This window comes from Coleofasciculus sp. H7-1, assembly GCF_057473865.1.
Genome location: NZ_JBYCCT010000022.1, coordinates 188,982 through 213,729, shown reverse-complemented (window position 1 = coordinate 213,729; position 24,748 = coordinate 188,982). Strand labels below are relative to the sequence as shown.

Here is a 24,748-nt window from a genome sequence, read left to right as displayed (position 1 = left end):
CATAAGTTGGGTTTCGTTCCTCAACCCAACCTACTAGCTACTAAAAATTAAAAATGGGGATTATTCATTTTTAATTTTTAATTGCTTAAGCATCTTCATCACTCTGGGCGACGGCTTTGAGTTTGTGGTAAAAATCCGAATCATCTGCGGTTGGGATGAATTGGTGTATTGGGCGTTTGCTGACATCCCAACGCGACCAATTTGCTTGATAATTTTTGTGACTAGAACGCAGCGAGAAACTGGTGCTGGCGTCTTCTGAATTGGCAACGTCCCTAGGGTTGTTGGTGTCCGTCGGTTCTGAGACGGAAGCGGCAGCCTCTGGGGAAAGCGGCGTCTGGGCGATCGCTCGACCAGTTGCGATCGCTCTAGCATCGTCACTGGCATCTGCGGCTGCTTCCGTTGAGGATGAATAAACTGGATTCATCGCGTCTCTAGCATTGACTCGCTCTAGACTTGACTCAGAGTTAGAAGCTAAGTTTGCCGGTAGCGGATCGGCTGCTTCGGTCAAATTTTGGGGAAAATTGCGACAAACCAAGCGCTCAAAATCATGGTTAAAGTGATACAGCGCTTGACCGCGCCGAGACCAGAAATTTAAGATTTGCTCGACAGAAATCGCTTTGTAACGTCCCTGATAGAGCGCCTCAATCACGGCTAGACGCACCCAGTTGGCACCATAGTTGTGGAGCCACTGGGCTACCAATTCCTCAGCCGTGTAACCCCTAATCAGTTCAAAACAATAGTAAAGAAGCAGCGTTGTTGCGTAGGCAGTAGCTGAGTCTTGAGTTGACTCTGTCATCAGACCTTAACTTGGCAGACCAGAAATAATATTAATCGCAGATTAGCGATTAGCTGTCATCAGTCATTAGTCATTGGTTATATTTACATCTTGCACTCTAAGCGCTAGTCCAGTAGAAGTATTTGACAAGACAAGCAAAATATGCATTCTTTAAGGGTTTACGCCTACGGGCGATAATTTATCGCGATCGCCCAAATGCGAAAGCCCCTACTGAGCAGGCAATCGCCCAGTGGTGACTAATGCCTGATAAACCATAGCAGCTGCCTCGGCTCGCGTGGCTTCTCGATTTGGATTGAGTTGTGCGGGTGCCGGGTGGTTGACAACGATGCCCCGTTGTGTAGCGGCAGCAACAGCAGGGCGGGCATAGGCGGGAATCGCCTCGCGGTCTTCGTACTTGTCTAAGAGTTTTTCATCCCCAGAGGCAAAGCCCAATCCACTCACCAGAGAAACAATCAGCTGGACTCTCAGAACCGGCTGCTGGGGGCGGAAGGTTTGGTCGGGAAATCCGGTAATGAAGCCACCGCTATAAGCTTGTTGAATGACCGCCTGCGCCCAAAAAGTAGGGGGGATATCGGTGAACTGGATGGCGGGGCGTTTGGAAGTGGGGTTAAAGGCTTTGACCAACAAAGCAGCAAATCCCGCCCGATTGAGTCGATCGTCTGGTTTGAAAGTGCCATCGGCAAAGCCACCCAGCAGGTTTTGATTAGCCAATCCTCGAATAGAATTTTCTGCCCAATGTCCCTGAATGTCGCTGAAGCTGGGAAGGGACGAGTCGGGATTGGCATCAGGATTGACAATATAGGGAGAAGCGATCGCCTTGAGTTCCCCAGTCGTGACTAATGCCTGGTAAATGAGTGCGGCAACTTCGGCACGGGTAATGTCTCGCATCGGTTCGAGTTGTTGAACTTGGGGATAATTCACCACCATGCGCCTCGTGGTGGCAACGGCGACAGCATCTGTGGCGTAGCTGGGAATTTGAGCGCGATCGCCATAAACTCCCAAGACGCTAGAATTGCCCCCGGTGAGTGCCAAACCACTGACTAAAGATGCGATCGCTTGCACCCGCGTCAGATTTTGCCCCGGTCGAAATGTGCTATCTGGAAACCCAGAGATAAAACCCATAGACGCAGCCTTAGCGATCGCCCCCGCCGCCCAAAAATCTGCTGGAATATCCTTGAAACTGCTGGGATTTCCCGGTCGTGGCGGCAAGTTAAAGGTTTTAGCGATCGCTGCTGCATATTGGGCGCGAGTCATTGCCGCTTCTGGCTGAAACGTCCCATCCGGGAAGCCACTCATCAGATTTTTCGCCACCAGCGCCTGAATAAACGCTTCCGCCCAATAACCCGCAACATCGCTAAACTGGGCAGGTCCCATTGTAAAATTAGCGGCAACCGTCGCCGCCACAAATTCCACCGTTCCCTGCACCCGCGCCGGATTCAGCTGATTTCCCGCTGAGACAATTGTGAACCGGGTCAGATTTTGCAGATCGACTTCCCCATTATCCCGCAAAATATTCCCCGCTGGCTCTTGACGACTCCCTAGCTGGGGTTTTGCCGCATCATTGACAATTAGCCCTGCTTGTGTATTTTTCTCAATTAGATTGCGACGCAGCACGGGTGTGGCGTCACGAGACAGAAAAATCCCCGCCCGATTCGCAAAAATCTTATTATCGGTAATTAGGGGAGCCGCCCGATCCCCAATCAAAATCCCGTAACCCGTTCTGTCTGCCACATTCCGCCGCACTTCCCCCTTGGCATTACGGAAGAGGGAAAGACCTGTGGCGGCATTTTGGGTAAATACATTATCCAAAATTGCCGGTTTAGCCGTACCCGTGACAAAGACGCCATCTCGACTGCAACTGGTGAAAGTATTATTTGCCAGCCTTGGCGATGTAGATTCTATCCAAACCCCTGTCCCCTTCGCCCCCCGATTTGTCACCGTTACTCCCCGCAGTTGGGCATCCGTTTCCAGCCGCAGGGTAATGTTTTGGGAGCCAAAGCTTGGGCTAATATATTCCCCACTGCCTTCTATTTGAATTCCCTTGCCTTTGCTGGATTCATTCCCTACCACCGTCACCCCAGCCGGGATAACCAGGGGAAACACTTCTCCCCCAGCCGCATTGTAAATCCCCGATGCCAACTGAATCGAAGTTCCGGCTTGAGCCTGCTTCAGGGCACGAGTAAGCGTCTTCAGTGGGGCAGATGAGTTACCGACACTGTTATCTTTGCCAGTCGCTGGGTTGACATAAAGCATTGGTTGACCCATAAAGTAAAGAGTTTTGAATTTAGTCCTTTGTCATTCGTCCTTAGTTGTTTGCTTTTGACCAATGACCAATAACCAATGACCAATGACCAATGACCCATAATGATCGAAGTTGAAAATTTAAGCAAAATCTATGGCTCGACCCCAGCCATACAGGATGTCACCTTTAAAGTGGAACCTGGGGAAATTTTGGGTTTTTTGGGACCGAATGGTGCCGGAAAAACGACAACCATGCGGATTTTGGCGGGATATTTACCCGCCTCCAGTGGGACTGCCCGGATTGCTGGGTACGATGTGCATGAAGATTTAATGGCGGTGCGACGGCGGATTGGATATTTACCGGAGACGCCACCTTTGTATCCTGACATGACCGTGGAGGGATTTTTGCATTTTGTGGCGCGGATTAAGGGCGTTCCCAGACGCGATCGCAAAGCCCAAGTCAATTCGGCAATGGAACGCTGCAACCTCACTGAAAAGCGCAAGGTACTCATCCGCAAGCTTTCTAAAGGCTTCCGCCAACGGGTTGGCATTGCCCAAGCGATCGTCCACGACCCACCCGCTATTATTTTAGATGAACCCACGGTTGGTCTCGATCCCCGGCAAATTATCGAGGTTCGCAACTTAATTAAAAGCCTTGCCGGTAGCCACACAATCATTCTCTCTACCCATATTTTGCCGGAAGTTAGCATGACTTGCAGCCGAGTGGCAATTATCAATCGCGGTCGGCTTGTGGCAACGAATAGCCCGGAAAATCTGGTAGCACAGCTAGCTGGCGGATCTGGCTATGAATTGGAAATCGACGGGGATGTAGAAGCTGTGCAACAGATGCTTTTAGTTTTGCCAGGAGTTCGTTTTGTAGAATCCATCCCCAGCCAGGAATTACCGCCCAATCGCTGTCTAATCCGTGTAGTATCAGAACCGGGCACCGAACCGGCGCGTGATATTGCTGCGGTTTTAATTGGGGCGGGGGTGGCATTGTATGAAATGCGCCGCACTCGCGCTAGTCTTGAGGACGTGTTTATCGAACTGACGACCCAAGAAAAGGTAGTCGTAGATCCCGATACGGATGAAACCGATGGCAATGGGACATCCGCCACCTCGCCCGCAGAAGCTGCTGTCATCGTTGCCAATGAGCAATCTGGAGGAGTTGAATAAATGGGCGTAATCATTAGTAATATTTTGGCAATTTACCGCAAGGAATTGCATGGCTATTTTGCTTCGCCGCTGGCATATATAGTGGCGGGTGCTTTCTGGTTTTTAGCTGGATTATTCTTCCTCACTGCATTGCAAGCTGAGAGCGATCGCGCTTTGGATATTTATTTTCAAGGACAGCAAATCGGCGCACCCGTTCCTCCTATCGATGTCGCCTATAACACTCTCCAAAGCTTTCTAGGGGCAATGTTTTTTTTATCGTTATTTATTCTGCCCATTCTCTCAATGGGGCTGTATTCCGAGGAACGCAAGCGAGGGACTTTAGAGCTATTAGCCACCTCGCCGATCACAAACTGGGCGGTGGCGGTGGGTAAATTGTTGGGGGTACTGACATTTTTTATCACAATGGTGGTGCCGTTGCTGGTATACGAAGCGATCGCTTTTAATGCCTCAAGCCCACCCCTGCCGCCTGCGGTACCGCTATTGGGTCATGCAGCATTAATCTTGGTTGCCGCAGCGATTCTTAGCTTGGGAATGTTTATTTCTTCCCTCACCGAAAGCACAATCTTGGCAGCCATTCTTACCTTTGTGCTAATTTTATGTTTCTCGCTGATCGAGCTTTTAGCTAAACTGACTGGCGGCGTTTTAGGAGAGGCGTGGAATCATTTATCCTTAGTCAAACATTACAACACTCTGGTGCAAGGTGTGGTTGATACTAGCAGTCTGATTATGTTTGCTAGCTACATTATCTTAGGCGTGTTTCTCACTGCCCAATCTATCGATACCTTGCGCTATCAGCGTTCTTAAATGGAACAGTGGAGTTGTTTAGATGGGAAGACCGAATGCGTGAAAACTTGCAAGTAGCCCACACCCTAAAGGGTGGGGCTGGCGCGTACAAAGACCGCCTTCGCGGTCTCATGCATCTCTATAGCCTGCTCCCGGCAGGCTTCGTTTGTATAGCCCTAGGCTTCAGCCTACGGGGTAGATTTATTGACAGATGAACAGATCAATACACTCAAACCTATAGCAATCCTAAATGATTCGCGAACCCTTGTAGAGACGCGATAACCCTTGTCTCTACACTAAGGCGAATACTCGCGCACAACTTAAATAGGATTGCTATATCATTGATGAACTGTCACCCAAGCTAAACGCTTACCTAAAATCCATTGGCAGCAGTTAGCAATCCTTCAATTAGCCAACATGAAAACCATCAATTGGAAGTATTTAAAATATCTCTTTTTGCTTGGCCCAGTTCTGGCAATTACGGGTCTAGTTGCTGGATTGGTATCCAGTAGCTGGGGGGCGGTGCCCGTAGGTTTAATCGTTGCTGGAATCGTAATTATTGGGTTATGGCTGCTATCTTTGGGCGGTTCGCCAAATGGCTTTTGGGGACGCAGGTCAACTCAGGCGGGAACCAATGCTCTGGCGGCAACGCTGGCGGTGGTGGTGATTTTGGGGCTGATTAATTTTCTGGGTGTTCGCCGTGCCGTGCGAGTGGATTTAACTGAAAATCAGCTATTTACCCTCGCCCCCCAGTCGCAGCAATTGGTGCAAAATTTGTCGCAGCCAGTCAAGGTGTGGGTATTTGAGGAAAATCCCAATCCTCAAGACCAACAATTGCTGGAAAATTATCGGCGATATGGCTCTCAATTTAGTTTTGAATTTGTCGATCCGCAACTGCGACCCGGACTGGCTCAAAGGTTTAACCTTCAATCCCTAGGGGAAGTTTATCTGGAATCGGAGGGGCGACGAAAGCTCATCGAGACAGTGAACCCGCAGCGGGGGGAGAGCCTTTCGGAAACAGGGCTGACGAATGCGATCGCCCAAATTACTAGCGATCGCGTGGGCAAGGTTTATTTCCTCCAAGGTCACGGCGAACGTCCCTTACAAGCGGCGCAAGGAAGTATCTCTCAAGCGGTGAGTAGCCTGGGAGAGAAAAGCTACACCACTCAAACCCTAGACTTGGCTAAAACTTCAGGAATTCCCCAAGATGCTAACCTCATCGTCATTGCTGGCCCCAAACGGGCGCTGTTTGCAGCCGAAGTCACAGCTTTGAGCGATTACCTGAAGCGTGGCGGTAGTCTGCTGGTGATGGTAGACCGGAATACCAATCCCGGTCTGGATAGCTTGCTGAAAGATTGGGGAGTGAGGCTGGATAATCGTCTTGCGATTGACCTGTCCGGCGGTCAGGCGGGGCTGAGTCCGGCGGTGATTATGGTTACGCGCTACGGTCAACATCCCATTACTAAAGATTTTCAGGATGGTCGTTCTTTCTACCCGTTTGCACGACCGATTGAAGTGACTCCCATCGCCGGTATCCAGGCGACGCCTTTGCTGGTGACAAAGGACGAGAGTTGGGCTGAGAGCAATCCCCAAAGCGATCGCTTGCAGTTTAATCCCGAAAGCGATCGCCAAGGACCTCTAATTCTCGGCGTCGCCCTAAATCGCGTCTATCCTCCCCAAAGCGCGTCTGTACCATCCCCAACCCCAACGGCGACGACATCAGCTTCTCCCACTCCAACTCCAACTCCAACGACAACCGCTAGCCCCAGTGCGTCCCCAACTCCAACGGCGACGACATCAGCTTCTCCCACTCCAACGGCAACCGCTAGCCCCAGTGCGTCCCCAACTCCAACGGCGACGACATCAGCTTCTCCCACTCCAACTCCAACGGCGACAACCGCTAGCCCCAGGGCGTCCCCAACCCCAACGGCGACGACATCAGCTTCTCCTACTCCAACGGCGACAACCGCTAGCCCCAGTGCGTCCCCAACTCCTACCAATTCACCGGCAAAGACGGAAAATGCTGACCAAAAGGCAGCAGAATCCCGTCTGGTTGTCTTGGGTAATTCTGACTTTGCTAGCGATGGTTTGTTCGATCAGCAACTAAATGGAGATGTATTCCTCAACTCCGTCAGCTGGTTAAGCAAACAGGATGAGCAACTTTTATCTATCCGTCCCAAACAAGTAAAAGATCGTCGCATCAACCTGTCCCAAGACCAAGCCAATATATTGGGTTGGATAGCTGTGTTGATTATGCCCTTAATCGGGTTTATTACAGCCGGACTGGTTTGGTGGTTAAGACGTTAGTAATTTTGGATTTTGGATTTAATCTAAAATCAACTCGCGTGTTGATTATGAAGCTAAAACGAACAACTTGGATTCTGATACTGTTGGCGCTTAGTTTGGGGGGATTCGTTTATTTTTATGAAATTAAAGGTGCCCCCCAACGAGAAGCAGCACAGGCAAAACAAAAGGATATCTTTTCTTTTGAAAAAGACCAGATACAGGCTTTGACAGTTAAAAGTCAGGAACAAACCTTGAAGTTTGAGCGAGTCACTCAGCAAGCTGTGGACAAGCCTAGTATTTCTCAATGGCAGATGAAAGCGCCCAGCGACGCCCCAGCCAGCGATCCATCTGTTTCATACTTGCTAGATTTACTGGTAGATGGCAAGAGCGATCGCACTCTCTCTATCTTTGCTAACCAGCTGCAAGAATATGGACTCGACAAACCCCAAGCTACGATAGAAGTAAGGCTGAACAATCAGCAAACTCATCAGATAATTTTGGGGAAGCCTAACTTCAATAGTAGTTTCTTGTATGCTCAAGTTGACCCCCCCGCGCCGACGCCTCAGCAGCTAGAGGTGCTTTTAGTACCAATAGACTTCGAGTATGGTGTAAAACGCCCTCTGTCAGAATGGCAAGCCAAGGAAGCGGTTAAAAAAGATAGTCCGGATAATACCTCTGACAAAGTAACACCATCTCAGTCACCTCAGCCCAGTCCGTCTTCCCCAGAAAGTAAGAAAGATACTTCGGATAAAACCTCTGACAAAGCAACACCATCTCAGTCAGATAAACCTAGTTTTTCTCCCTCTCCAAAAAATACTAAAAACGAGACTTCTGAAACAGCAACACCGTCTCAGTCAGATAAGCCCAGTCCTTCTCCTTCCCCAGAAAGTAAGAAAGATACTTCGGACAAAAAATCAGACAAAGCAACACCCGCTAAGTCACCTCAGCCCAGCCCTTCTCCCTCTCCAAAAAATAGTAAAAACGAGACTTCAAAAACCGAAAAGTTAGAGAATCCCAGTCCCTCTCCTTCCCCATGAACAGCCCCACCGCAACGCTGCTAGTTTCCTGCCCCGATCGACGAGGATTGGTGGCAAAAATTGCTAACTTCATCTACGCTAATGGCGGCAATATTATTCATGCCGATCAGCACACCGACTTTGCTGCTGGGTTATTTCTCACTCGAATTGAGTGGCAGTTAGAAGATTTTAATCTACCGCGTGAGTTGATTGGCCCAGCATTTAACGCGATCGCGCAACCTCTACAAGCTAACTGGCAGCTGCACTTTTCCGACACTGTACCCCGCATTGCCATCTGGGTAAGCAAACAAGATCATTGCCTCTTTGACCTAATTTGGCGTCACAGAGCAAAAGAATTCTCCGCCGAAATTCCGCTAATTATCAGCAACCATCCCGATTTAAATGATGTAGCCGCTCAATTTGGCATCGACTATCATCACATTCCGATTACCAAAGAAACCAAATCACAGCAGGAAGCCAAACAATTAGAACTACTGCGGCAATACAACATTGATTTAGTTGTCCTGGCGAAATATATGCAAATTGTCAGCCCTGATTTTATCAATCAATTTCCGCAAATTATCAATATCCATCACTCATTTTTACCGGCATTTGTAGGAGCCAATCCCTACCACAAAGCCTACGAACGCGGCGTCAAAATTATCGGTGCAACGGCGCACTATGTCACCACCGACTTGGATGCAGGCCCAATTATTGAACAAGATGTAGTGCGAGTCAGCCACCGGGATGAGGTTGACGATTTGATTCGCAAAGGCAAAGATTTAGAGAGAGTCGTGTTAGCAAGAGCAGTGCGATCGCACTTGCGAAATCGTGTGTTGGTGTACGGGAATCGCACAGTAGTATTTGAGTAAGCGATCGCACACTTAAAATGCAACAGTTTTACTGTTTAGGAGGTAGAGTCTTTTCAGGAACACCTAATTTTGACTTCCCTTCTATATCCTTGATTCCCGTAGGATCGAAGCCAAGGGGGACTTTATGTAATTCAGCCAGTTTTAGGTCAATATAAAGAATCAACCGACTGGTTTCTGGACGACTAAACTCATTCGGTTTTTCTGGATCTGCACCGACTGTTGCACCAGTGGCTAAATAGCTGCGGACTTGATTTCTTAGAGAGATATGTCCGAGATATAAATCACGACTGGCTGCACTATTTTCATTATGTCTAAATAGTTCCGGCAAATCTCCAAAAAATATTACAGCACTAGAAGTAACAATGAAGACATTAATTAAAGCATTATTTGCATCCTGCCATCCTTTTTTACTGATAAAGAACAAACAAATCCCCGCTACTAAAGCTGAAGCCGACGTCAGGGAAATTGAGATGTAGTAGTGCTGGTAAAAAAATATCATCATATCTGAGTATCGATTAATACGTAACTCAATTTGATTGAGTTGTTCGGCTAATCTCACTTTTTCAGTTGCTGTAGCATTTAATTTTTCGCCAAGAGGGGTAAATTCTTCTTGAGGTCCCAGCCACTCCTTGGCTTGTTTAGCTCCATACCAGGAGAGTGAAAAGTAACCAAACCCAATTAGGATTAGCAAGCTACTTGAAATCAAGAAATGTCCCAGGAGAGTCGGCTGTTGATTCGGTCTTCCCTTAAATGTTTTCCTAAAAAATTGGCGAAACCTGCTATCTTTTGGTGGGGTAGTGCTTATCTCATTTTGGAGAGATGAGTTTGTCTCTACCCTGGAAAGTTCCAAGTTATTTCCTTGTGTCATTTTATCAACTCCTGAAATCAAAAAAGTTTTTAGAAGGGATGCGATCGCATTAGGAAAAGAAAGCGATCGCATCGCCAGCTTTTAACAAAATTCGCCCTAATAGCTAGCCTGGGAACTGCTTCACCAAATCATCTCCGGGAATAATTGTTGTCACGAATCTGTATTCTTTATTGAGCTGGTAACGCTTGTCCTGCTTGATCAGTGCCATGAAATCCCTGTGACCTTGCCGGGTGCGTCCGACAAGACAGCCAGCGCCAGCCATACCAATGTCATTGCGCGGATAGTCAAACCCATAGTGCTGATTGATGTCAAAATTGCCTGTGTCCAGAAAGTCGCCCTTACGAATAAAGTCTTTGTTTTTGTCCCGGTAAACAGAGACGGGTGACACCTGCTCCAAAGCTTCGTGGGGTTCTGCACCCTTACCCCAATGTGTACCGACCTTCCAGGCTTTATACTGCCCAAAAGCAATCCGAGCTGCTCCTAAGGCGTTCATCGGTGTAAGGGTGAGGGTAGTACCGGGTTCTGTAGTGCCTTCCCAGTTTTGCCTGAGAATTGGTACTTCATTGGGAATCTCAATCACCATGCGGCGATCGTTAAACTGGTTAGGAGCATCGCTATTTAGGCTACCGTCCGCATTCATGCCCTCGACATAAACAATGTTGTACCTTTGCTGTCCTACCGAAACGCGGTAGTTCATTTTCAGCATATAGGCGATGATGCGGGCTTCCAGGTTATTTTTGGTTAGATCCACTTCAGGCTTAGGTACTTCATCGGGTGAAGTTTCAATCAATAACCTGGCTGTCACCACTCCAAGAAACCCTCTTTCCTCAGACACTGCTGGCTCAGACGACTTCATTACATCCTGAAACTCAACCAGAGCGTTAGAAGAAATCGGACCAAACTTGCCATCAGCAGGTGGATCGAGAAACTTCAGCCAAATTAGAACCTCTTGAATATGTGTGGTTAATTCTTCGTCAGCAGCGATCGCGTCAATGCCATAGTCCACACTTTGGTTATTTAGTCTGGCTTGATAGAAAGTTTGCAAACGCATTGCTCTAAACCTCCAAAAGAATAGGTGATATGAGTGCTAAAAAAAGACAGTCAGCAAGCGTTGAATCCCTAATCAACGCTCTGGGATGAACGCCTTAGTCGATTGCAATGTTTTGTACTTAAGGCGGAAGGAGTATCCAAAAATCACTGCCCTATTTCTGCCGAGTTTTATCCTTGAAAATGGCTAAGCGATCTTTGGATAGGTTCTTAGTTTGACTACTCATATCTTGCACTTACGCTGTTAGCCCGCCAGCGATTCAAATCACTGGCTAATAGCTGAAGTCCATTAAAATGGACTGAAACTCTTTCTTAGTCCTCTTCAGAGGACTTTCGCTATAAGCTGTGGAACTCAAGTTCCGGGCAGGTTATCGGGTTAGTGCAAGATATCAGACTATTTAAAGGCTGGGTGCTGCTGCAACAGGGTTTGTCAGTGCTGGCTGCGAGATACCGCTTAACGGAGTCCAACCCGGTAGCTTCTTGTGTGCATCCAGCGCCGCCCAAGTCAGCTGTCCCACGTCACCATCGTCATTCAGTCCCACGCTTCTTTGAAACTTCATAATGATGCGCTCTGTTGCTGAGTCAAAATCGTTATTAACAGTTAGGGGCCCAAATCCACAGCCATTAACTGTATGTTGAGCAACACCAACCCAAAACCCTTTGTCACCGACACGGAGGATCGGTCTTTGCCCATTTGTCAGTGCAGGTACAGTAGGTTGTAATGGATCGAAGCTAATATGTTCGAGTTGTTCGATTCGCTTGAGGATGGCGGCGACTCCTACCTGGGAAGAACCGGCATTTGGATCGAAGCGACCATCTGCGGTGAACTTACCTTTAGTCCAGTGATTAGTCTTAGACCACAGATAGGGCGAACGTCGCGGCGGCGTCGAGTTGCGCCCTGCACCTGTCTGATAACCCCAGCCGTTGTATCTCTCGCAGTACCAAAGAATTTCTTCTGGAGTATCTAAGAAATTGACCTCATCGGTGCGTTTCATTGCCAAAGCATCAGCAGCCGACTCTTCCCAGGTAAAGGGAGGAGTCCCTAAAATCGGTCTTCCTGCTGGAACGTTCTTGGTTCTGGCGCTAAGAGGATCGCCGTTGTGGAGATGCCCCTTAAAGGAAAGCGAGGCTTCAAGGTTATGAATAGCAGCAATGACAGGCCACCACACGCCACTTTCGCGCTGCGCCTGTTCGTACCGACCCCGATTGGACATAATCTTAGAAACAACTGCATCAGTGGCGCTTAAATCGGTTATTTTGACCGTGCGCCAAAGTTGCTGATAAGTGTCTTTCATCTCTGTAAATCGCATTGTCTTTCTTTTTCTGTGACTAAGGTTTTCGTTTTCGCATAAGCCCAAGTTAAGCTTTCTGTACAAGGCTTGACAGTCGGAAAATGTCATGAGAAGTGTCAGATCGATGTCAGATAAATGTCATAAAAATGGCAGGATATATACTGGAAACCTCGTGTACAAAAAGCCAGGACTGATTTTCTAGAGGGAATTCCCAGCTTTTACACGTAATCCTTAAGAAAGTGTTTGAAGTTAGAAGGCAACCTAGATCGGGCAATGCAACTACTACCCGCTATTTGTCGGATTTAAAATCGCTCACATTTACTTCTGAGGCAAGTTTTCACAAATGACTGTTGAAGAAGCGCTAGAAATTGTAGAGAGCGTTCTAGATCGAGGACGCTTAAATAAAGTTCAAAAAATTGTGTTTGAGGAATCTTGGAAAGGACAATCTTACGAGAAGATTGCAAGCAGCTTTGTTTATGACCCTGGTTACGTCAGGGATGCTGGTTCTAAGTTGTGGAAGTTACTCTCAGAGGCGTTTGGAGAGAGGGTGACAAAAAATAATTTGCAGTCAGTCTTGAAGGGGTATTCGCGCCGCGTCTTGCCAAAGTTGCAACAAATGCCGGAAGTGTTGTCTAAACCAGTAACTGCTGTTGGCGTGACTACTAACAAATGTCAAGACTGGGGAGAGGCGGTTGACGTATCGCTTTTCTATGGACGCACAAAAGAACTCGCCACTCTTGAACAGTGGATTGTAAGCGATCGCTGTCGTCTGGTAGCATTACTGGGCATGGGCGGGATTGGCAAAACTGCTTTGTCTGTAAAGCTGGCAGAACAAATTCAGAATGAGTTTGATTATCTGATTTGGCGAAGTCTCCGTAATGCGCCACCCGTTCAAGATACTCTGGCAGACATCATCAAATTCCTATCCAACCAACAAGAAACTGATTTACCAGAAACCGTAGACGGTAAAGTATCGCGGCTGATTGAGTATTTACGCTCATCGCGCTGTTTGCTGGTACTGGATAATGTTGAGTCGATTTTGCGTGAGGGCGATCGCGCTGGACATTACCGAGAAGGATACGAGGGTTATGGACAGCTATTGAGATGTGTGGCAGAAACAAACCATCAAAGCTGCTTGGTGCTAACCAGTCGGGAGAAACCCAAAGGAATAGCATCCAAGGAAGGCAAAACATTGCCAGTTAGAGCTATGCAACTAGCTGGTTTGACAGAGGTAGAAGGACATAAAATTTTTCATGCTAAAGGTTTCTTAGTTTCAGAAGAAGAGCTAAAACTCCTAATGGCTCATTATCGAGGCAATCCACTAGCCTTGAAGATAGTTGCTACGACTATTCAAGAGTTATTTGATGGTAATATTTCTCAATTTCTAGAACAAGGCACAGCAGTTTTTGGTGATATTTGGGATCTTTTAGACCAGCAGTTTAATCGCTTGTGTACTTTAGAAAAGCAGATTATGTACTGGCTGGCAATCAATCGAGAGTTGGTTTCGCTGCTAGAACTGCGAGACGATATTGTACCACCAGTATTGCAACGTGAACTATTGGAAGCGCTGGAATCTCTACAACGGCGATCGCTGATAGAGAAAAATGTGGCAACTTTTACGCAACAGCCTGTAGTAATGGAATACATGACTGACCGATTCATCGATCAGGTCTGTGAAGAAATTACCAGCGGGGAGATTTCACTCTTGAACAGCTATGCCTTAATCAAGGCTCAGTCGAAAGACTATGTTAGAGAGTCACAAATTCGCTTTATTCTGAAACCTCTTACAAATAAGCTTGTCGCAATCTTTAGAAATGTCAACAAAACTGAAGATAGATTAAATCAAATTTTATTAAATACAAAAGAGCATTTTTCAATAAAACCAGGATATGCCGGGGGGAATGTTCTCAATCTACTTTGTCAACTAAAAAGCAATTTGAGCCGTTATGATTTCTCAGGTTTAACGGTTTGGCAAGCTAATCTTAAAAATGTAAATTTGCATCATGTTAATTTCCAGAATGCCGACTTAGCCAAATCTGTTTTTACTGAAACATTCGGCAGCATTTTGTCAGTGGCATTTAGCCCAAATGGAAAACTTTTAGCCACAGCAGGTGAAACTGGCGAGATTCACTTGTGGCAAGTTGCGGATATGAAGCCACTTTTGACTTGTAAAACTCACCTCCGTTGGATACTGTCAATCGCCTTTAGCCCGGATGGTCAAATCTTAGCCAGTTCCAGTGACGACCGAACGGTGAAGCTGTGGGATGTCCGTGACGGTAAGTGCCTGAGAACTTTGGAAGGTCATAGCAGTTGGGTTTGGTCGATTGCCTTTAGCCCAGATGGTCAAATCTTAGCCAGTTCCAGTGATGATAGAACGATTAAGCTATGGGATGTCCACACGGGTGAAGTTTTGAAAATATGCCGAGGACACGCGAGTTTAGTTCGTTCAGTTACCTTTAGCCCCGATGGTCGCACCTTAGCCACTGGCAGTAATGACTGCACTGTCAAGTTATGGGATGTTAGCACGGGTAGCGACGGGTTTGAAACTCACCCTTACAAAACCTTGGAGGGACATACTCATTGGGTACAGTCAATTGCTTTTAGTCCTGATGGTCGCACCTTAGCGAGTGGCAGCGATGATTGCACTGTAAAGTTGTGGGATGTTAGCACGGGTAGGGGCGGGTTTGAAACTCGCCCCTACAAAACTTTTGAGGGACATACTTCTTTAGTGCAATCAATTGCTTTTAGTCCTGATGGTCGTACCTTAGCGAGTAGCAGTCACGACCAGACAGTGAAATTGTGGGATACCAGTACCGGACAATGCTTCAGAACTTTGCAAGGACACGAGAGTCAGGTTTGGTCAGTTGCCTTTAGTCCCGATGGTCGTACCTTAGCGAGTGGCAGTGACGACCGAACGGTAAAGTTATGGGATGTCTACACGGGTCAAGCTTTGAGAACTCTATGGGGATACACGAATCGAGTGCGATCGCTCGCCTTCTGTCCTCAAGGTAAGACCTTAGCGAGTGGCAGTGGTGACGCTACAGTGAAGTTGTGGAATGTTTCGGATGGTGTAAAGACGCTGCATACAACGTCTCTACAAACTTTGCAGGGGCATAGTCACTGGGTATTGTCAGTTGCCTTTAGTCCTCAAGGTAAAACCTTGGCTACTGCTAGCTGCGATCGCACTATCAGGTTGTGGGATGTCCGTAGCGGTCGATGCCTCAAAATATGCCGAGGACATACCAACTGGGTATTATCAGTCGCTTTTAGTCCTCAAGGTAAGACTCTGGTTAGTAGCAGTGGCGATCGCACTGTCAGGTTGTGGGATGTCAGTAGCGGTGAATGTCTGAAAACTTTGCAGGAGTTTACTAACTGGGTTTGGTCAGTTGTCTTCGACCCGCAAGGGAAGACTTTGGCGACTGGGAGTGGCGATCGCACTGTCAGGTTGTGGGATGTCAGTAGCGGTGAATGCCTGAAAACCTTTCAGGGACATACGAATGGAGTTTGGTCTGTTGCCTTCAGTCCAGATGGTCAAATACTCGCCAGCGCTAGCGATGACCGGAGTGTACGGTTGTGGGATGTTATTAGCGGTAAATGCCTGAAAACTTTCCACGGACATACTAACGGGGTTTGGTCTGTTGCTTTCAGTCCAGATGGTCAAATTCTAGCTAGTGCTAGCGATCGCACTGTGCAGTTGTGGGATGTTAGTAGCGGTGAATGCCTGAAAGCTTTCCAGGGACATACTAATGGAGTTTGGTCAGTTGTCTTCAGTCCAGATAGTCGAATACTCGCGAGTGCTGGGCAAGATGAAATGATTAAGCTTTGGGATGTAGCGACAGGCGAGTGCCTGAACACCTTGAGAAGTGAAAGACCCTATGAAGGCATGAATATTACTGGGGTTACAGGTTTAACAGATGCTCAGAAAGCGGCGCTAAAAGCGCTGGGGGCAGTAGAGTTGGAATAATATTTTCCTCATCCTCTGAAATCCTGCGTGTACTTATATTCGCCTCTAACCCCGATTAGAAATGACTTTCTCTTAAATCGCCCCTGCCCTTCTGCCTGGAAAGCCCCTATTTTCCGGATGGAGTGTTACAAGTTCGTATTTATATGAATAACTCCCGACGTTGTATCCTTCGATCCGCTAGATTGGTGTAGAGCGCCATTTAGCATCCCGCCAAAAGCGGGAACCATTGTCAAAGTGGCAGCGTCTTGGAGGGTTAGGATGTTTTAACCCCTATATCCATCCATGACTCAATCGATTCCTGTATCCTGGTCAACGGCTGAAGCAACGGTTTCTCAAGCGCCGGTGCAACCTGAAAAACTGTCAAACTACGATCTAATTCTGCATTGTCAGGCGGGCTTGCGTCCTGACCGTGCTGCCTTTGCCGAACTTTTGCGCCGGTATCAGTCTCACGTCGATAAGATTTTGTACCATCTGGCTCCAGATTGGCAAGATCGGGCAGATTTAGCTCAAGAAGTCTGGATTCGGGTTTACCGCAATATTAAGCGGTTGCAGGAGCCAGTCAAGTTCCGGGGGTGGTTGAGCCGGATTGCCACGAATCTGTTTTACGATGAGCTGCGTAAACGCAAACGGGTGTCTCATCCGCTGTCGTTGGATGCGCCTCGCATGATGGATGACGGCGAAATGGATTGGGAAATTGCATCTGACAAGCCAAGTCCCGACGAAGACATGACGACGCGGGAATTTTATGAGCAGCTGCATGAAGCGATCGCCGATCTGCCAGAGGTGTTCCGCACCACCATCGTCCTGAGAGAAATCGAAGGCATGGCTTATGAAGAAATTGCCGAAATCACAGGTGTCTCGCTGGGAACGGTAAAATCTAGAATTGCTAGAGCGCGTCAGCGACTGCAATCTCAGCTGCAAAACTACCTAGACGGAAATTAATCTAACTTAGGGATAGAATCCAGTTTCAGCTATTCGGTGGATTCGCACGTCCTGGGTTGCCGATTATGCTCAAAGCAGTAAAATTGCATTCCTTGTTCATTGAAGTGCTGCAAGGTGTGGCTTACATCGAACGATTAGGTCGTGAAAAAAGGGTTAATTTCTACTTTTTGCGATCGCTTGCCAAAAAACCAGACTAAGCGTAAATGTAAGTCCACCCTTGGTTGTCACGGATTAAGTCAGCTTGCCATCGCTTGTGTTTTAGTTCTTGACAAAACGGTTAAAATTTTAAGGAAATACAAGTTTCTACGTATATACTGATTGTGGCAAAGATTGGTGACTGCTCTGCTTTCCTGTTGTGTGACTTGCTGGTGATGTGAAAATGACCTCTGATTTTAACAATCGTAAGGATTCTGGACAGCGGTGCCCTGCAAACGCACAAGTCTCTAAGGAGATGGATATTTTGCAGCGCGATCGCTTTGAATTGCTTAGTGCCTATTTAGATAGTGAAGTAACGGCTGCGGAGCGCAAACAAGTCCAGGAATGGCTGAAAAGCGATCCCAAAATGCAGTGTTTGTATACCAGGCTGGTGAAATTACGCCAAGGCTTACAAACGCTTCCCGTTCCAGAGTCCGAGCAATCAGCACAACAAGCTGTCAATCAAGTTTTTGGACGCATCAACCGCCGCAGATCCCAACGGGTTGCTGCATGGGGTGGTGCGGCGATCGCTGCATTGTTTGTCGGTGCTTTGTCAGGAATTCTTCCGGGTAATCACTCCCTGACTCCCCAGCTAGCGCAAGCTCCCATTCCAGAGACAGCAGCGGAACCTTTGATGGTTGCTTTAAATCACCCCGCTGTGGAGATTCCCAAAGCAGCAGTCGCGGCTCCAGAAAAATTTGTCAAGCCATCAGTAGATGGAGCTGACGCCAAGGGATATCAGAATTAATCTGCTCTGCCTTAAAAAATATTGAGCAATGAGTGATGAGTTTTGCAATGAACTCATCACTCATTATTTTTTGTTAAATCAAGAAACGTAAGTAAAAACCCGTGGACTTTTGCATTGCCAGGGATCATCGCGGGATACCCTGCTGGGAGGGAAAAAAGTTCGCCGAAAGCGATCGCTCTTTTCTCTTCCACTACCTTTCCAGCACAGTATCGCTCGTAATTGCACTCTCCCGGTTTCAAAGTGCCGTAAACAAAAACTTGTAAATTACTCAAAATATGCTTGCTATAGATATGTGAAACATTGCTGCTAAAAAAATATTACTCTTGCTTAACACCGTAATTTCAAATGATTTATTAACTCCTATTCTTACTCTTTCTTCACGTTCTATATCTCTAATACATATAGGCTATAGCCCTAGGAGCATGGCAACGCGATCGCTAGTGGGTTCTAAGCGCAAAGCGCAAGTGTAGCCTCCTGTCCAGACTATGGTGAACAGACTATGGTGAACAGTTGTGTCAGAATATTGAGGCAGACACGATTACTAATCCAGCAGGAGTTTTTCCGTGGAGTCCCGTTACAACCCAGCAGCAATCGAGGAAAAGTGGCAACAGACTTGGGCAGAACAAAGCTTAGATCAAACCCCCACAGATAGCACTAAGCCCAAGTTCTATGCTCTGTCCATGTTCCCCTATCCATCGGGCAGCCTGCATATGGGACACGTCCGCAACTACACCATCACGGATGTGATTGCCCGACTCAAGCGGATGCAAGGCTATCGCGTACTCCATCCGATGGGTTGGGATGCCTTTGGTTTGCCAGCCGAAAATGCCGCCATTGACCGGGGTATTGCTCCAGGAAAATGGACCGATCAAAATATTGCTCAGATGCGGCGTCAATTGCAGCAGTTAGGGCTTTCAATCGACTGGAGGCGCGAAGTTGCCACCTGTTCGCCCGATTATTATAAATGGACGCAGTGGATATTCTTGCAGTTTTTAAAAGCCGGACTGGCTTACCAGAAAGAAGCCGCCGTCAACTGGGACCCCATCGACCAGACGGTGCTGGCAAATGAACAAGTCGATAAGGAGGGTAAATCTTGGCGTTCTGGTGCCAAAGTCGAACGGAAAATGTTGCGGCAGTGGTTCCTGAAAATTACCGACTACGCCGATCAATTGCTTAACGATTTGGACAAATTGAGCGGATGGCCCGATCGAGTAAAGTTGATGCAGGCGAACTGGATTGGTAAATCCACTGGCGCTTACTTAGAATTTCCGATTGTCGGGTTGGATGAAAAAATCGGTGTGTTCACCACCCGTCCCGATACCGTCTATGGCGTTACTTACGTGGTGCTAGCGCCAGAACATCCTTTGACCGCCAAAGTGACGACTCCAGACCGAAAAGAGGCTGTAGAAGCATTTATCCAAGAAGTAGCCCAAGAAAGCGAATTGGAACGCACCGCAGAGGATAAGCCAAAGCGCGGCATTCCGACTGGCGGGAAGGCGATGAATCCTTTTACAGGGGAAGAAATTCCCATCTGGATTGCCGACTACGTATTGTACGAGTACGGAACTGGCGCGGTGATGGGTGTTCCAGCCCACGACACGCGGGACTTCCGGTTTGCGTTTGAGCAGAATCTCCCCATTCAGGTTGTAATTGTGCCGCCAGGGGATGATGTAGAGACGGGAAATTTCGCATCTCTACCGGAGGCTTACACCGAACCAGGGATGGTGGTGAATTCAGACCGATTTAATGGGATGGATTCGACTGAAGCGAAGACAGCGATTGTTCAATACGCAGAAAAACAGGGTTGGGGGAAAGCGCGGGTGCAGTATCGCCTGCGGGATTGGTTAATTTCGCGGCAACGCTATTGGGGGGCACCCATTCCGGCAATTCACTGTCCCAACTGCGGTACGGTGCCGGTGCCGGATGAAGACTTGCCGGTTCGATTGCCGGAAGAGGTAGAATTCACGGGTCGCGGGGCGTCTCCGTTGGCTCAGATGGAAGCTTTTGTCAATGTTCCTTGTCCTGCTTGCGGCACCCCAGCCAAGCGAGAGACGGACACGATGGATACATTTATTGATTCGTCGTGGTATTTCTTGCGCTATCCCGATGCGAAGAACGAACAGCAAGTTTTCGACCCAGCAAAAACCAATGACTGGATGCCGGTAGACCAGTATGTGGGCGGGATTGAACACGCGATTTTGCACTTGTTGTACTCGCGGTTCTTTACCAAGGTTTTGAGAGACTGCGGTCTTTTGAACTTCGACGAACCCTTCCAACGCCTGCTAACTCAGGGCATGGTGCAGGGCACTACCTACAAAAATCCTGCCACTGACAAATACATTCCAGCGGCACAGGTAGACCCAGCCGATCCAAAAGACCCAGAAACGGGGGAACCGTTGCAAGTCTTTTATGAAAAGATGTCCAAGTCGAAGTACAACGGCATCGATCCAGAGGAAGTCCTCGCCAAGTACGGGGCAGATACGGCGCGGATGTTTATCTTGTTCAAGGCACCCCCAGAAAAAGATTTGGAATGGGATGATGCCGACGTTGAAGGACAATTTCGCTTCCTCAACCGCGTCTGGCGACTGGTGGCAGAATTTGTCGCTCAGATCCCCCCTAGCCCGCCTGACAAAGGGGGGGAGATGAATAAGGGCGAAAAAGACTTGCGACGGGCAATTCACGGGGCAATTCAAGCCGTTACGGAAGATTTAGAGGGCGAGTATCAATTCAATACAGCGATTTCCGAGTTAATGAAGTTGAGCAATGCTTTAGCTGACGCTAAATGCAAAGACTCGCCAGTGTATGCCGAAGGGATAGAAACTCTGATTTACCTGATGGCTCCTTTTGCCCCTCACATTGCTGAAGAACTGTGGCACACGATAGGTTACAGCGATTCGGTACACACCCAAACTTGGCCTAGCGTCGATCCGACTGCCTTGGTGGTCGATGAAATCACGCTGGTGATTCAAGTCATGGGCAAAACCCGTGGGGCGATTCAAGTGCCCGCTGATGCGAATCGGGAAGCTTTAGAACAGTACGCTTGCGAGTCAGAAGTTGCTCAGCGGTTCATCGAAGGTAAGGAAATTAAAAAGGTGATTGTGGTGCCTGGAAAGTTGGTGAATTTCGTGGTGGGTTGAAAAAAGAGACTAGGCGATCGCACTCTCGAAGAAACTCTCAGTTTGAGACTTCAGAGCGCGATCGCAATTCCATCAAATTGCCAAAGCGTCACATCATTTTCAATAATCTTCGTGCTTGAACTTCTCAAAGTCTTTAAGTGAAACTTGTTCTTCAGCAACTGCCTGACCAATCTTGCTTAATGCTTCAACTTGATCTACGCAGTCGATAGATGTCACTAAGTTTGGGTCGATGTTTGGCGGTAATTTCAACTGCTCAAAGCGTTTCTTTGTAAATGAGGTTGTATAGCGGTGATAGGTGAGCAACTTGCGATTGAAATCATCAACCGCTTGGGAGGGAGGCGTTTCAGGGTTTGAGATACCTGTTTCTAACTGTTGCATCCCGTTAATGGAGGGTACGGAAACATCTGACAGTTCGCGATTAATATGCTTCGATCTAGGTGTATCGCCAATCAGCTTCATTAAAACGTTCTGCTCTACGTTTGCGTCTTCCATTAAGTCTCCGATTGCATAACCTGCCCAGTTGAGCAGCGTGTATTTTTTTGCCTCACCCAACTTAATCGGCTGGTTACTGAACCCTGTACCAATTGAAATCAGCAAGAGGTTATCGGCACCCGTTTCCCAACCAATCCCATATTCTTTTTGAGTTGCTTCGACAAACAACTGAAATGATGGGTTGTTAAACATACTCACAGCACCATCAACAAATTCATACTGTTGATTGCCGACAGCAAACATATGAGGCGGGAAAAAAGTTGGTGCAGCAGAACTTGCTCGAACTATATGCCAGAGGGGAATTTTGCTATTACTCTTGAAGAATTGGTTATTTGGATGATTAACGAAGAACCAGGTTCCATCAGTTGTTACATTCTTGGAAACAATCATCAAGAGTGTTTTTAGTTGCTCCGAGCCAAGCGTGATGTCACCTAAAATAGACTTTAGATTTTGCTCTAGCGGCTCTGAATCGTACTTCGACCACAGTTGACCGAGCAGCCAACGTTTACTAAACATTTTATGAGCATCGTTATAAAAAATATCACGCAATGCTCGTGCTGACATTCCTTTAGCGAGTCCTGCCGCTAAAATTGAGCCTGCACTCGTGCCGCCAATGAAATCGAAGTAATCTGCCAAGCACTTCCAAGGAGAATTAGGTTGGTTGCAGAGTATGTCTTCTAACTTAATTAGAATTTCAGCAACGATCAATCCGCGAATACCGCCGCCATCCATCGACAGTAAGCGCTTGGGTCGTTTTAAATCTAGTTTATTCAAGGTCATCTCCCACTCCTTATTTAGTAGATTTTTTTGCAACATTGAGCCAGTAAAATGTTAAGCGATCGCGGCTTTCAATTACACATTTACTCGTTTAAGTATTGGTAGGTTTACAGGCAAGCTGGTTGAAACTTTACCAAAGTTTCAATTAACCTATTAAAAATGTTTGCAAATCGAATCACCTCAGCTTAAAATTTGCCTCTTGTTGCTACAAAAGCTGCTTTTTGGGATTAATTAAACATTATTTTTTGAGAGCAGTAGTTAAGAATCAGTAATCGGTTTTTCCCAGCCACCATTATCCGCTACCACAAGCAAGTTCCGTTGATTTTCACCGGATTGCTGACCGTTCCTGCTATGCCAGTTGGATTGAAAGTTCGTTGAAGATGACGTGTGGCGGCGCGATCGCAATTTCTACCAATCATAGAACGAGGGAGAATTGCGTCGCAGGTGGTGTTTGAAATCCTCGTCAAGGGAGTCGATCGCCTGACATCGCAACTACCGCATCGCCCGTGGGATCGACATATTTGCTCGATACAAGACTACGAATAAGGTCGGACGTCTGGTATCTGAAGTGTGGCACATCAGCAGTGGCAGCTTCGGCAATGACTTTTGCGACATCATCTCCTGTTTGCCCTACTGTGGCAAAGACTTGCTCCGTTGCGGCGAGGTATGCATCGAGCATCTTACTATAGGCTTCGGGAACGGGTTGCTGCAAATTTTCTCTAGTCTCTAGGACGGATGCGACGAACTCCGTATTGATCGCGCCCGGTTCGATCAGCGACACAGAGATACCGAGGCGTTTAACAACGGGAGCGAGACTCTCCATAAAACCCTCGACTGCAAATTTAGCGGCACAATAGGCATCATTGAATGGGTGCCCGATGAGACCGCCGACGCTGGTAACTGTAACGATCCGCCCAGAACCAGCAGAGCGCATTATCGGTAGGACAGCTTGAGTGACGCGCCAGACGCCGAAAAAATTGACATCCATTGTTTGATTTAGATCGTCAATTGATGTTTGCTCAAGGGTTCCCAGATAGCCTGCGCCCGCGTTATTGACAAGCACGTCGATCCGACCGTAATCGCGGACAACAGAATTTACGCACTCGTCAATGGAGGCTGCGTCCTGAACATCCAGTCTACGCACGTCGAGCGTAACATTCTCTGTCTTCGCTCGCGTTTCCAGAGGATTACGCTTTTCTAGGTTACGCATGGTCGCAACGACGGTGAAGCCTGAGTGCGCCAATAATACCGCCGTACTCAATCCAACGCCGGATGATGTGCCTGTGACGAGTGCGATTCGATTCATTCTTTTCCTCCGTAAAAAAGTATTGCATTATCAGCCCGTCATTAATAAATTTGGTAGCGATCGCACTCAATTGTTCAGTTTACCCCCATAAATATGCTGTTTTTCTCCTTAAATTGTCAATCGTGGTCTCCTTCAACAAATTGAAGTACAGTGCCATCTGGGTCAGTACAGCAAACAAAAGTGAAGTTTGTTCCTGATATGGTTACAGGTTCAGACAGAAAGTTTACGTTCTTCGCCTTCAACTTCTCATACATCTGCTGCAAGTTTTTGGTGCGAATAGAAATCCGATTAATTCCAGTGTGATAGAGATGAGGATAAGGGTCTCCTTCTGTTTTAGGCTCTATAAACTCGACCAGGTCGATTCGCGTTAATTTCGGATCGTCTCCTACACTCAATTGCACTCCCCGCACTCTTGCGTGGACCAAGCCAAAAGCTTTAGCTATTTCTGGGCTGCTCAATCCCTGGCTGTAATCTAGGATGACTTTAAATCCAAGCATTTCGTAAAAAGGTAGCGAGCGATCTAGGTCTGTGACATTCACGTTGCAGTGGAATAATGCTTCTAGCATGGTAATTACCTTTGGTGATGATGTGGACAAAACTTTCTACATATTTTCTTTAAAAAGTGCTTTTTGCCATTAGCAAAAACAGTGGATGGGATTATCATTCTTCCAAAACTATCGTGAAACCACCGTATACAAACATCTAAGTGCCGGTGATAAAAGAAGCCTCATCACTAGCTATAGATCGCAGCGGCATTGCTGATGTCCTCCGGTGTATCCATGAGCTTCATGACCTGCCGTGCCTCGACCT

The 24,748-nt window shown here is 47.4% G+C and carries 20 protein-coding genes; 11 read left to right on the top strand and 9 right to left on the bottom strand.

The window, feature by feature from the left end; translation table 11 throughout:
* Positions 1-85: 85 nt before the first annotated feature.
* Positions 86-796, bottom strand: a complete 711-nt coding sequence (locus tag AC2VDX_RS06425) for a hypothetical protein (protein WP_378174097.1) — start codon at positions 794-796, stop codon at positions 86-88.
* A gap of 207 nt (positions 797-1,003) precedes the next feature.
* Positions 1,004-3,061, bottom strand: a complete 2,058-nt coding sequence (locus tag AC2VDX_RS06420; protein ID WP_378174100.1) for an S-layer homology domain-containing protein — start codon at positions 3,059-3,061, stop codon at positions 1,004-1,006.
* 99 nt (positions 3,062-3,160) lie between these two features.
* Here AC2VDX_RS06420 and AC2VDX_RS06415 point away from each other — a divergent pair, with 99 nt between their 5' ends.
* The 5 genes from AC2VDX_RS06415 to purU all read left to right on the top strand — a co-directional run bounded on the left by AC2VDX_RS06415 (position 3,161) and on the right by purU (position 9,170).
* Positions 3,161-4,213 carry an ABC transporter ATP-binding protein gene (locus AC2VDX_RS06415; RefSeq protein WP_378174103.1) on the top strand — a complete coding sequence of 351 codons (1,053 nt, stop codon included), beginning with the start codon at positions 3,161-3,163 and terminating at the stop codon, positions 4,211-4,213.
* Positions 4,214-5,017, top strand: a complete 804-nt coding sequence (locus AC2VDX_RS06410) for an ABC transporter permease (RefSeq protein WP_378174105.1) — start codon at positions 4,214-4,216, stop codon at positions 5,015-5,017.
* A 396-nt stretch (positions 5,018-5,413) separates the two neighbouring features.
* Positions 5,414-7,303: a GldG family protein gene (locus AC2VDX_RS06405; RefSeq protein WP_378174108.1), complete on the top strand. Its 1,890-nt coding sequence runs from the start codon at positions 5,414-5,416 to the stop codon at positions 7,301-7,303.
* Positions 7,288-8,319: a DUF4340 domain-containing protein gene (locus tag AC2VDX_RS06400; RefSeq protein ID WP_378174111.1), complete on the top strand. Its 1,032-nt coding sequence runs from the start codon at positions 7,288-7,290 to the stop codon at positions 8,317-8,319. Before AC2VDX_RS06405 ends, AC2VDX_RS06400 begins: the two co-directional genes overlap by 16 nt.
* Entirely contained in the window at positions 8,316-9,170 is an 855-nt protein-coding gene (purU, locus tag AC2VDX_RS06395; RefSeq protein WP_378174114.1) for a formyltetrahydrofolate deformylase, read from the top strand. Before AC2VDX_RS06400 ends, purU begins: the two co-directional genes overlap by 4 nt.
* Positions 9,171-9,198: 28 nt before the next feature.
* Here the strand turns inward: purU and AC2VDX_RS06390 are convergent, their stop codons facing one another.
* The 3 genes from AC2VDX_RS06390 to AC2VDX_RS06380 form a co-directional block, all read right to left on the bottom strand.
* Positions 9,199-10,110: a hypothetical protein gene (locus tag AC2VDX_RS06390; RefSeq protein WP_378174117.1), complete on the bottom strand. Its 912-nt coding sequence runs from the start codon at positions 10,108-10,110 to the stop codon at positions 9,199-9,201.
* 31 nt (positions 10,111-10,141) lie between these two features.
* Complete coding sequence (locus AC2VDX_RS06385; RefSeq protein ID WP_378174120.1) at positions 10,142-11,089, bottom strand: peptidoglycan-binding domain-containing protein; 948 nt, start codon at positions 11,087-11,089, stop codon at positions 10,142-10,144.
* Between the two features lie 394 nt (positions 11,090-11,483).
* On the bottom strand, positions 11,484-12,395 hold the full coding sequence (locus tag AC2VDX_RS06380; RefSeq protein ID WP_378174123.1) for a peptidoglycan-binding protein: 912 nt from the start codon (positions 12,393-12,395) through the stop codon (positions 11,484-11,486).
* A gap of 325 nt (positions 12,396-12,720) precedes the next feature.
* On the opposite strand from AC2VDX_RS06380, the gene AC2VDX_RS06375 reads away from it, so the two are divergent.
* The 4 genes from AC2VDX_RS06375 to AC2VDX_RS06360 all read left to right on the top strand — a co-directional run bounded on the left by AC2VDX_RS06375 (position 12,721) and on the right by AC2VDX_RS06360 (position 18,226).
* Positions 12,721-16,341 (top strand): helix-turn-helix domain-containing protein, encoded by a 3,621-nt coding sequence (locus tag AC2VDX_RS06375; RefSeq protein ID WP_378174126.1) that lies wholly within the window; start codon positions 12,721-12,723, stop codon positions 16,339-16,341.
* Between the two features lie 282 nt (positions 16,342-16,623).
* A complete protein-coding gene (locus AC2VDX_RS06370; protein WP_378174129.1) occupies positions 16,624-17,283 on the top strand; it encodes a sigma-70 family RNA polymerase sigma factor in 660 nt (219 codons plus the stop codon).
* Between the two features lie 65 nt (positions 17,284-17,348).
* The gene (locus tag AC2VDX_RS06365; protein WP_378174131.1) at positions 17,349-17,480 is read left to right on the top strand and encodes a hypothetical protein; all 132 of its coding nucleotides are present in this window, start codon (positions 17,349-17,351) and stop codon (positions 17,478-17,480) included.
* A gap of 182 nt (positions 17,481-17,662) precedes the next feature.
* Positions 17,663-18,226, top strand: a complete 564-nt coding sequence (locus AC2VDX_RS06360; RefSeq protein WP_378174134.1) for an anti-sigma factor family protein — start codon at positions 17,663-17,665, stop codon at positions 18,224-18,226.
* Positions 18,227-18,282: 56 nt separating this feature from the next.
* Here AC2VDX_RS06360 and AC2VDX_RS06355 read toward each other — a convergent pair whose 3' ends face one another.
* A complete protein-coding gene (locus tag AC2VDX_RS06355) occupies positions 18,283-18,498 on the bottom strand; it encodes a gamma-glutamylcyclotransferase family protein (protein ID WP_378174137.1) in 216 nt (71 codons plus the stop codon).
* A gap of 291 nt (positions 18,499-18,789) precedes the next feature.
* On the opposite strand from AC2VDX_RS06355, the gene leuS reads away from it, so the two are divergent.
* Entirely contained in the window at positions 18,790-21,363 is a 2,574-nt protein-coding gene (gene leuS / locus AC2VDX_RS06350) for a leucine--tRNA ligase (protein WP_378174140.1), read from the top strand.
* Positions 21,364-21,462: 99 nt separating this feature from the next.
* On the opposite strand, the gene AC2VDX_RS06345 is transcribed toward leuS, so the two are convergent.
* Both AC2VDX_RS06345 and AC2VDX_RS06340 read right to left on the bottom strand, forming a co-directional pair.
* Positions 21,463-22,635, bottom strand: coding sequence for a patatin-like phospholipase family protein (locus AC2VDX_RS06345; protein ID WP_378174143.1), 1,173 nt, complete (start codon positions 22,633-22,635; stop codon positions 21,463-21,465).
* A 460-nt stretch (positions 22,636-23,095) separates the two neighbouring features.
* Complete coding sequence (locus tag AC2VDX_RS06340) at positions 23,096-23,875, bottom strand: SDR family oxidoreductase (RefSeq protein ID WP_486928120.1); 780 nt, start codon at positions 23,873-23,875, stop codon at positions 23,096-23,098.
* On the opposite strand from AC2VDX_RS06340, the gene AC2VDX_RS06335 reads away from it, so the two are divergent.
* Entirely contained in the window at positions 23,841-24,029 is a 189-nt protein-coding gene (locus tag AC2VDX_RS06335) for a hypothetical protein (RefSeq protein ID WP_378174654.1), read from the top strand. The two genes, AC2VDX_RS06340 and AC2VDX_RS06335, sit on opposite strands and share 35 nt — an antisense overlap.
* Before the next feature lie 25 nt (positions 24,030-24,054).
* Here the strand turns inward: AC2VDX_RS06335 and AC2VDX_RS06330 are convergent, their stop codons facing one another.
* Positions 24,055-24,504, bottom strand: coding sequence for a VOC family protein (locus AC2VDX_RS06330; RefSeq protein ID WP_378174146.1), 450 nt, complete (start codon positions 24,502-24,504; stop codon positions 24,055-24,057).
* Positions 24,505-24,748: the final 244 nt, after the last annotated feature.

What these genes read in the sequence shown, in the direction of transcription:
- AC2VDX_RS06390 (WP_378174117.1), bottom strand. Translation starts at nt 10,110, where the DNA reads ATGCGATCGCTTTCTTTTCCTAATGCGATCGCATCCCTTCTAAAAACT.
- AC2VDX_RS06380 (WP_378174123.1), bottom strand. Translation starts at nt 12,395, where the DNA reads ATGCGATTTACAGAGATGAAAGACACTTATCAGCAACTTTGGCGCACG.
- AC2VDX_RS06360 (WP_378174134.1), top strand. Translation starts at nt 17,663, where the DNA reads ATGACCTCTGATTTTAACAATCGTAAGGATTCTGGACAGCGGTGCCCT.
- AC2VDX_RS06345 (WP_378174143.1), bottom strand. Translation starts at nt 22,635, where the DNA reads ATGACCTTGAATAAACTAGATTTAAAACGACCCAAGCGCTTACTGTCG.
- AC2VDX_RS06370 (WP_378174129.1), top strand. Translation starts at nt 16,624, where the DNA reads ATGACTCAATCGATTCCTGTATCCTGGTCAACGGCTGAAGCAACGGTT.
- AC2VDX_RS06385 (WP_378174120.1), bottom strand. Translation starts at nt 11,089, where the DNA reads ATGCGTTTGCAAACTTTCTATCAAGCCAGACTAAATAACCAAAGTGTG.
- AC2VDX_RS06425 (WP_378174097.1), bottom strand. Translation starts at nt 796, where the DNA reads ATGACAGAGTCAACTCAAGACTCAGCTACTGCCTACGCAACAACGCTG.
- AC2VDX_RS06335 (WP_378174654.1), top strand. Translation starts at nt 23,841, where the DNA reads ATGGTCGCAACGACGGTGAAGCCTGAGTGCGCCAATAATACCGCCGTA.
- AC2VDX_RS06420 (WP_378174100.1), bottom strand. Translation starts at nt 3,061, where the DNA reads ATGGGTCAACCAATGCTTTATGTCAACCCAGCGACTGGCAAAGATAAC.
- AC2VDX_RS06410 (WP_378174105.1), top strand. Translation starts at nt 4,214, where the DNA reads ATGGGCGTAATCATTAGTAATATTTTGGCAATTTACCGCAAGGAATTG.
- AC2VDX_RS06375 (WP_378174126.1), top strand. Translation starts at nt 12,721, where the DNA reads ATGACTGTTGAAGAAGCGCTAGAAATTGTAGAGAGCGTTCTAGATCGA.
- AC2VDX_RS06365 (WP_378174131.1), top strand. Translation starts at nt 17,349, where the DNA reads ATGCTCAAAGCAGTAAAATTGCATTCCTTGTTCATTGAAGTGCTGCAA.
- AC2VDX_RS06330 (WP_378174146.1), bottom strand. Translation starts at nt 24,504, where the DNA reads ATGCTAGAAGCATTATTCCACTGCAACGTGAATGTCACAGACCTAGAT.
- purU (WP_378174114.1), top strand. Translation starts at nt 8,316, where the DNA reads ATGAACAGCCCCACCGCAACGCTGCTAGTTTCCTGCCCCGATCGACGA.
- AC2VDX_RS06415 (WP_378174103.1), top strand. Translation starts at nt 3,161, where the DNA reads ATGATCGAAGTTGAAAATTTAAGCAAAATCTATGGCTCGACCCCAGCC.
- AC2VDX_RS06405 (WP_378174108.1), top strand. Translation starts at nt 5,414, where the DNA reads ATGAAAACCATCAATTGGAAGTATTTAAAATATCTCTTTTTGCTTGGC.